This is a genomic window from Bacillus timonensis (assembly GCF_000285535.1).
Lineage (GTDB): Bacteria > Bacillota > Bacilli > Bacillales > Bacillaceae_L > Ferdinandcohnia > Ferdinandcohnia timonensis.
On record NZ_HE610986.1, the window covers coordinates 529,181 to 537,406 of the forward strand.

The 8,226-nt window shown below is 43.2% G+C and carries 5 protein-coding genes; all 5 read right to left on the reverse strand.

Going from position 1 to position 8,226, the window contains the following annotated elements:
- Positions 1-167: 167 nt before the first annotated feature.
- A complete protein-coding gene (locus BTHG_RS11365; RefSeq protein ID WP_010676865.1) occupies positions 168-419 on the reverse strand; it encodes a methyltransferase in 252 nt (83 codons plus the stop codon).
- Positions 412-5,022, reverse strand: coding sequence for a type VII secretion protein EssC (essC, locus tag BTHG_RS11370; RefSeq protein WP_010676866.1), 4,611 nt, complete (start codon positions 5,020-5,022; stop codon positions 412-414). Before essC ends, BTHG_RS11365 begins: the two co-directional genes overlap by 8 nt.
- 549 nt (positions 5,023-5,571) lie before the next feature.
- Complete coding sequence (locus BTHG_RS11380) at positions 5,572-5,916, reverse strand: kinetochore Spc7 family protein (RefSeq protein ID WP_010676868.1); 345 nt, start codon at positions 5,914-5,916, stop codon at positions 5,572-5,574.
- Positions 5,917-6,564: 648 nt separating this feature from the next.
- The gene (locus tag BTHG_RS11385; RefSeq protein ID WP_010676869.1) at positions 6,565-7,545 is read right to left on the reverse strand and encodes a LacI family DNA-binding transcriptional regulator; all 981 of its coding nucleotides are present in this window, start codon (positions 7,543-7,545) and stop codon (positions 6,565-6,567) included.
- Positions 7,546-7,770: 225 nt separating this feature from the next.
- The coding region (locus BTHG_RS11395; RefSeq protein ID WP_010676871.1) for a hypothetical protein at positions 7,771-8,226 on the reverse strand (456 nt) is incomplete at its 5' end.

Here is an 8,226-nt window from a genome sequence, read left to right on the forward strand (position 1 = left end):
CTTTTCGGATATCGGACAAAATGATGGATATATGGGACATAAATTTGTCCTTATCGGACTAAACATCCCATATATCGGACCATTTCGGATGGATATGGGACAACCTTTTCAATATATGGGACATAGCGGAAATTTTCGCTTTTGCCCGAAAAGGCCGTGCTTAAAACCTAAACCAACATCAATTTCTGCCCGTTTAAAAATCCCAACTCTTCCACGGTTTGGTTTATGTCAAAAATCTTTCCGGTTTCGCGGTCACACACCACCGTGGTGTCGGTTGCGACAAAGTAGCCGTTAGAAAGCTCTGTCATGGTGTTTGCGAGTAAAAACGTGACTTCATAGAGCTTACTTTGGGCTGGGATGAAGACGTCGTAGGATTCGCCAGAGGCTGGAATAAAAACCTCGACCAACACTTTATCCATGATAGACTGCCTCCTCTTCCCGAACTGCTGAACCTGTTAGTAACTTGACTAACTTTGGTTTTCCTTTTGATAGCACGTATCCAAAGTCTTCTGGAATCTCTTGGTACATGCTGTTTGTCACTTTTGAAACTTTTACTAAAAATTGATCGGTAATGCCGTTCCCAACCCAGATGCCGTCGCTAAGTGAGACTTGCTTTTTAAACCAAGGCTCGAATGCGACTGAGTTCAGTGCGTCGGCACGATCTGAGATGATCATGAACACATTAAGTCCGTCAATGCGTTCTAGAAATACCTTCAGCTTATCCTGACCATCCTCTGATAAAAGCATCATCATGTCGTTGAATGAATGAACAATACAGTAGAGTGGCTCGAACACTGGTGGTGTCTCGCCAAGCTCAATCGCATCCTTCGTTGTGTTGTTGCGGAACACTAGTGTGTTAAACAAGTACACGATTGTCTCCTCAATCTCCGCTGCACTAGACACATGCTTTCCGCCAACTCTAATGAGTTCCTCATTCGGATCAAGGACGATCACTTCATTTTTCTCATGACTTTGAACAATTTCTGAAATTCCCTGCATCACACCTGAAGTTGCCTCACTACTGCTAGCCAAGACAAGATTCACAAAATACTGGCCGAAATCAAAATACGTGATAGCAAGTGATTCTTTTTCCACACCAACTGGTAGTCGGTGAGACTTGTTATACTGAATTTCATCTCGTAAATACTCAATATCCACTTTTTCCGGCAAGACTGGAATCCGTTTCGCAGCACTCTTGCCCCAATTATCACGTAAACTGCGACAGTAATCTGTGATGTATTGGTACATGTCCTCTACACCCTCAGTGATAAGAGCGACCTGGAACTCATATACGCTATCAGCTTTGAAAATGCCTCGGCCTTTATGCTTCGATGGGAAGACGCCGTCAACATTTCCGAGCACTGCTGAGTATTCAGAAGTATCATTAAGCTGAAGCACATACAACTGCTTGAAGTTTTGCATCAAACGGTAGCGAATCGCACCGGTATGTGCAGCTGTCACGATAAAATAAATGCCATACTTCGTGCCTTCACGAGTGAGGTACGAAATCGTCTCCTCATGTGCCTCATACATTTCTGAAAAGGCTGCGTAGTTGTGAATCACAATCACAATCGATGGCAAGCCATCCTCTGAAAGACGGTTGTACGTCTGCAAATCACCGCCATAATTGGACAACTGCTTTTTCCGTCTCTCAATCTCGCTGTTTAGCATTTTAAAGAGATTATCAATCTTCTCACTATCATGGGATAACAGAACATCCCCAATATGTGGCGCTTCTCGGAACCAGCTTAACGTTTCAGAGCTAAAATCTAGTAAATAGGCATGTAGCTCATCCGGTGTATGGGACTCCATTAGCGAGTACATTAACGTCGCAATGAAGGTCGTCTTGCCGCTGCCAGCAACTCCATAAATGATAGTATTGCCATCCTGAGTGATTGGTAGTCTCATAACATTTTGACTTTGGTTCGCCGGGTCGTCATATTCCCCAATTACAGGATTTAATTCGAAGCGATTATTTGTCGCATCCCTATATTTTTCAACTATTTGATCTAAATAGATCTTTGCAGGAATTGGCTCGAGCCATAGCTGCTTGACCTTGATATTTTCTTGGTTTGCTAGAGTTTCTAAGTACTTCGTCACTTCATCAATTTGCTTCGGCGGATTTTTTACCGCTGTTTTTCGGTCAATCTTCGCACTCTTGATGACACGACCCAAATGGTCAATCACACGGATGGTTTCATCCACACGTTTTTCAATCTTGTCAGCTGGATAATACGGTGCCCCTGCCCATGCCGATTGACCAAGCTCGAACAACTCGTTATACCCAACTTGGAGGTAAAAACGGCCGGTCGTTGACAGCTCGGCAGCATCAGGTCGCTTGATGACCTCCATACTATCGGCTTTTTCCTGTACTTTCAGACTGATTCGGAATTTTGAGTTACTCCAAATTTGATCGTCCACGACACCAGACGGTTTCTGGGTCGCTAAAATTAGGTGGACACCTAAGCTTCGTCCGATACGCGCCGCACTCACCAACTGTTCCATAAACTCTGGTTGCTGGGTTTTAAGCTCGGCGAACTCGTCTGAAATCATGAACAAATGCTGTAGTGGTTCTTCTACTAAACCTTCGCGATACAGCTTTTGGTATTTATAAATGTCAATATTACTTGTATTCATCCGTCGACTCGTCTCACTGAAAATGGACTGGCGACGCTTTAGTTCACTTTGAATCGAAATCAAGGAGCGTTTTACGGCTGCCCCATCAAGGTTTGTAATTGTTCCAGCTAGATGCGGCAGATTTAAAAAGGCATTTGCCATTCCGCCACCCTTGTAGTCGATTAATATAAATGCAACCTCATCCGGGTGATAGTTGACTGCAAGCGATAAAATGAACGTCATGATGAACTCGGACTTACCAGACCCTGTCATACCTGCAATCAATCCGTGTGGACCATGGTATTTTTCATGAAGGTCTAATTTGAAAAGTTCACCCATTGTGTCAACCCCAATTGGTGTTTCAATCGACAACACCGGGTTGTTTTCCTTCCAACGAGTCAATGCGTTCAAGTGCTCGATTTTACTTACCCCGAACATTTCAAGGAAGGTCACCATTTCTGGGAGCGTGTACGCCTCAACAGATGAAGCAAGCTGGATGTTCGCTAAGCGAATCGCAACCTCTTCCGCATCTTCACGCTCATAAAATTCTGCATCAAAAGCTGTGTATGAGCCGGAAATATCGTCCTTGTCGTATATCTTTGACATGTCGTCCGCAAGCTCAACAACCATCGTACATTCCTTCGGTAAATTTTTAAGCTCATCATATAAAGTAACAAGGCTAATCCCGATGTTCTTTTTCTCTTCTAAAAGAAGGTTAAACATCTCGGCCCTTGACGCAAGTGACTTACTCATCGAGAAAATCAAATAATGCTGGTCAAGGTCTTTTAACTGCTCCTCATCGAGACTGACACGATATGCAATTTCTTTTTCAAAATAACTGGAGAGTTCCTTCACCTCAGTCGCATCTGTTGCGATAAAGCGAATTTGCATCCCATCATCCCATACATGTGGAAGCCATCTTACAAACTTCCAGTACTCTTCCTCGTCTTTGTCGTAAAGGAACACAAGCTTGAGCTCGTCATAACTGTGGAGAGCCGTTAATTGAAAAATTAGACCCTTCACAAAGTCCTGCACCCGACTTCGACGCCCAATCACACCACTGACATACTCCTCAACAAAACTTAACGTGACAGGCACCTGTTTTAAAATGTGCGGAGCCTCCACCAATTTATAAAGCTCATCCTGGAGATTGTCGTCCTCTAGTGTGAATTTTTTCTCCGGGTATTTCAGCTCTGCATTTAATGGAAGATCGCCAATCCCAAGGCGGACCTTGAGGAAATCATTTTGCCCAATCGCGCGCTCCCACAGATTTCTTTTTTGCATTGTAATCCTAGAAATAAGATTTTGAAGAGCAACATGGTTTTCATGAAGAATTTCACTTTGCCGTACGCATTCTTCTTCAATTTTTTGAGCCATTTCTTCTATGTATTTCGAGTATTTTTTTTGACGTTTTGCTTCATGCTTGATGCGCTGCTTTTTTTCATGACGCTTCGTTAAAATCGGCCAGAGAACCGTTCCGATTAGCATACTGAACGACATGACCAATGTCGGCAGGGCTTCCGTGAATTTCCTGCCCTGTGACATCACGTTGTTTAGCGTGAACAATCCCATGAAGAGGGACCCCATCCCCATTGTGAGCGAGGGTCCGAGCATGAACATCAATGGCGTTTCATCGAGTTCACGTTGTTGAGGCGGTGGATCGATTTTGATTTCCGTCCTCTTGATGTCACGTTTGAATCGTGGTGAACGGTAAAACAGGTCGTCATTTTTTTCTTCCGTTTCAAAGTCGTCGAGCGGCTCCTCGTCCTCAATAACCGGCTTTTGCACCTCAAATGGACGGAAGGCATTGCGGTCTAAAAATACCAATTGATGCGGGTTATTTAATGATAGTAACTTGCCGTTATAAATAATTTTTAACCCCATGATGTAAATGACATCACCGGCTGAAAGAACCTTTTCCTTTACGCGTTCACCGTTGACATAAGTACCGTTCGAACTATTATTGTCAGTGATAATTGCATGACCCTGTGCGTCGTACTGAATCACACAATGGGAGCTGGAAACCAGTTTGTTTGAGAAACGGATGTGGCTGTCATTTCCACGTCCGACCCGAATGCTGCTTCCCGTCACCTCATGCTTTGTATACTCATTTCGATCACTTGTCGGTGGCTCAACATATAAAAGCGCGGATGCATCATTGTTACGCGAAATGGTGTATGTTTTAAATGGCTCAATTTCCTGTTTGACAAGGATTTCCTGCTTGTCATTTTTCAGAAATGCCGATTTGTTGGACTTCAAATACCATTTGCCGTCCTCCGCCTCAATCGCCATCATATCCGCTGCTTTACCGTTACCATCTTCAGACGTTAAAATATAACGCCCCGTAATGCGTTCCGGCAGTACAAATGTAAAAGCCTTTTCCCGATCAAATAGAGTTAATATCAAAGCAAATCTCTCCTATCAAATGCGCCTTCGCGAATTTGCGCCGTATTTCTTTCGCCGGTTTTTCAACGACTTCTTCTGAATCCTTTGGGGCGTTTCCTTTTTCCTTTTCTTCCTTCGCAATACTTCTAAAACATTAAAATTCCACCAAAACACGGCAGATAGCAGCCCAAGTATAAGAATGAAGTACCCTACACTTTGGCCAAAAGTCCGTCTGCCGGTTATGAAAATAAGCAAATAAATGATAAAAATAAAACTAATAAGAGTTAGCAATCCGTTCAAAAAATACATCCCTGGATATGAGACAGGGTACTTGCTCATCCAATTTAAAATCCAATAGTTTAATAGAAGAAGGATGATGAGCATGATGAAGCCGCTCGTCGTTTTTCCAACATAGATACTCTCCAATGCTTCAATATAAAACATCATCACAAAAAACAAGGAGAGGTATTGAATTAGTTTTTTTATAATAATCAAGGCTGTGACCGCCTTTCACTTCTAGCGTAACTGACTAATCTGAAGTACCGATGGGCGAACCCATCAATATCATGTTCAGCGCAGATGTTGAGCCCTTGCTTCAGCTCTTTTTCGTGCTTCCTCTTCAGCCTTTCTTCTGGCCTCCTCTGCAGCACGAGCAGCTGCCTCTTCTTCACGCTTGATTTGGTTTGCGACCTGAATGATGTCTGGAGCGACTGAATCAAGTTTTGAGGCAATCGTATTTAGTTCACGATTGATTTCCGCGATTGCTTGATTGATATACTGCACCTCTGTCGCCTGCCAGGCCGAGTTTATATTTCCTTGAAACCCATTTAGTGAGCTTTTTAGATTACGAAGCTGTGAGGCATAGTTGCGAAGTTGGTTTGCCTGTGAAATGGCAGCAGAAACATTAATCCCCATAAAAATCACCTACTTATATGAGTTAGCCCCTTCATTATCGGGGCGAAGTTTACATAGTTCGTTCACATTTTTTCCAGATATATACTAAAAATTAACGGATATTTTGGATTAGGTCAATTTCTCCCGAATATTCCAATAATAAATAAAACCATACTTAAGACCTGTTTTGTATACATTTTTCTACAAAATGCATGTTGCACCGGACCCGCCTACTACCTAAGGTGTACTACCCTACTAGTTCCTTTTGATGTTTCATAAAACGAAAGAACGTTGATAAACCTCGACATAATATCTTGAAATCGAGCCTCTTGAAGCACTTTATTACAATTCGTAGGAGAATAGTCCTTTTGTTATTAATGTTTGTAATAAAAATGTAACTTGACAACCATCGTCACGTTATTGGTATTTTGTAAGCATTTTCATTGTTTTAGAGAGAAAAATCATTGTTTCGAGAAGGTTTAGTAATCAATTTGTAAAGGACGGTCCATTTTTTTACAATTAGGAGTTTGGAGTGGAATAGCCAAATCTACAGTTTATGGAAAAACGTGAGAGATTTGAACTAAGGTTTCTCGTTTTTTCGCAGGTTTCATGGAGATATTTGTGCGCTTTCTTTCCTATTAAATAGAGTGCAAAAAACCTAGTCGGGGACTAGGTTTCTCGTATCACTAAATGGGTCGTAATGAATATCTTTTTTGCAATTTGTCTTCCTGTAATCCGTTCAAGGATGGTGTCAACGGCGGTTTCACCCATGACTTCGGTATGAACTTTAACTGTTGATAATGGTGGGAAAACGTACTTGGACACACTGATGTCATTGACCCCGACGAGGCTCACTCGGTCAGGAACAGCTATTTTTTCTTCGTTCAAGGCACGTAAAGCGCCAATCGCAAGTAAGTCGTTGGCAGCGAAAAATGCTGTTGGCAGTGCGTCGCCTTTTTCGGTGATTGCCTGTTTCATCAACTTATAGCCATCCTCAACCGTAAAGCTTCCTATATATAAGTTACTTTCATTATATAGATTTGAATCTGTAAGGTAGGATTTGAACGTCTTCTCCCGGATCTCATCAATTTCCGCAGAATGATCCTTGAATTCCTCACGACCACCTAAATAGCCGATGTTTGTATGACCCTTCTCGATAAAATGCTTCAGCACAGTCTTCGTTGCCTTTTCGAAGTCAATCACGACTGCATCATAGACATCCTCGGCAGGGTTTGAGTCGACGAACACGAGGTGTTCTGCCATTGTCGAGAGCTCTTCGACTTGACTCGGGCTGAACTTTCCAACTGCAATAATTCCATGAAGCTCCTCCTGCTTCATGCTTTCAATGCTGTTGTAAAATCGGGCTGTCTTGATATCGTGCTGCTCACAGCGTTGCTCAATTCCAAGCCTGATCGACATGTAATACAGGTCATTGAGCTCTTCCTTTTCAGTGTACCAAAGGAGAATCCCAATCCGAGCGGAAGGAGACTTTTTGGAGGGACGTTTTTTGTACGAAAGCGCCTCGGCAATCTCAAATATTTTCTTTTTCGTGTCATCGCTGACAGATAGGCTGGAATCATAATTAAGCACACGCGATACCGTCGCAATCGAAACGCCCGCTTTTTCCGCTATATCTTTAATCGTCGCCATGATTCATCTCCTTCTTCGGGATTGATTTTTTTTGCGTTGATGTGGGTGGGAATTGGGTACTTGCCACCGGAATTGCGTCGGTCGGGGCAGATTTGCGTCTCTTCCACCGGATTTGCGTCGATTCGGGGCAGATTTGCGTCATTTTCACCAGATTTGCGTCTCCCGGATGATATTTGCGTCATTTTCACCGGATTTGCGTCGATTCGGGGCAGATTTGCGTCTTTTTCACCAGATTTGCGTCTCCCAGATGATATTTGCGTCATTTTCATCAGATTTGCGTCTCCCAGATGATATTTTTCCTCCGGATTTGCGTCTTCCGGATGATATTTGCGCCTTTTCCTCCGGATTTGCATCGATTCGGGGCAGATTTGCGTCTTTTTCACCGGATTTGCGTCTCCCGGATGATATTTGTGTCTTTTCCTCCGGATTTGCATCGATTCGGGGCAGATTTGCGTCTTTTTCACCGGATTTGCGTCGATTCGGGGCAGATTTGTCTCTTTTCCTCCGGATTTGCGTCTTCCGGTTGAGATTTGCGTCATTTTCACCAGATTTGCGTCTTCCGGATGATATTTGCGTCTCTTCCACCGGATTTGCGTCGATTCGGGGCAGATTTGCGTCTTTTTTCACCGGATTTGCGTCTCCCAGATGATATTTGCGTCTTTTCCATCGGATTTGCGTCTC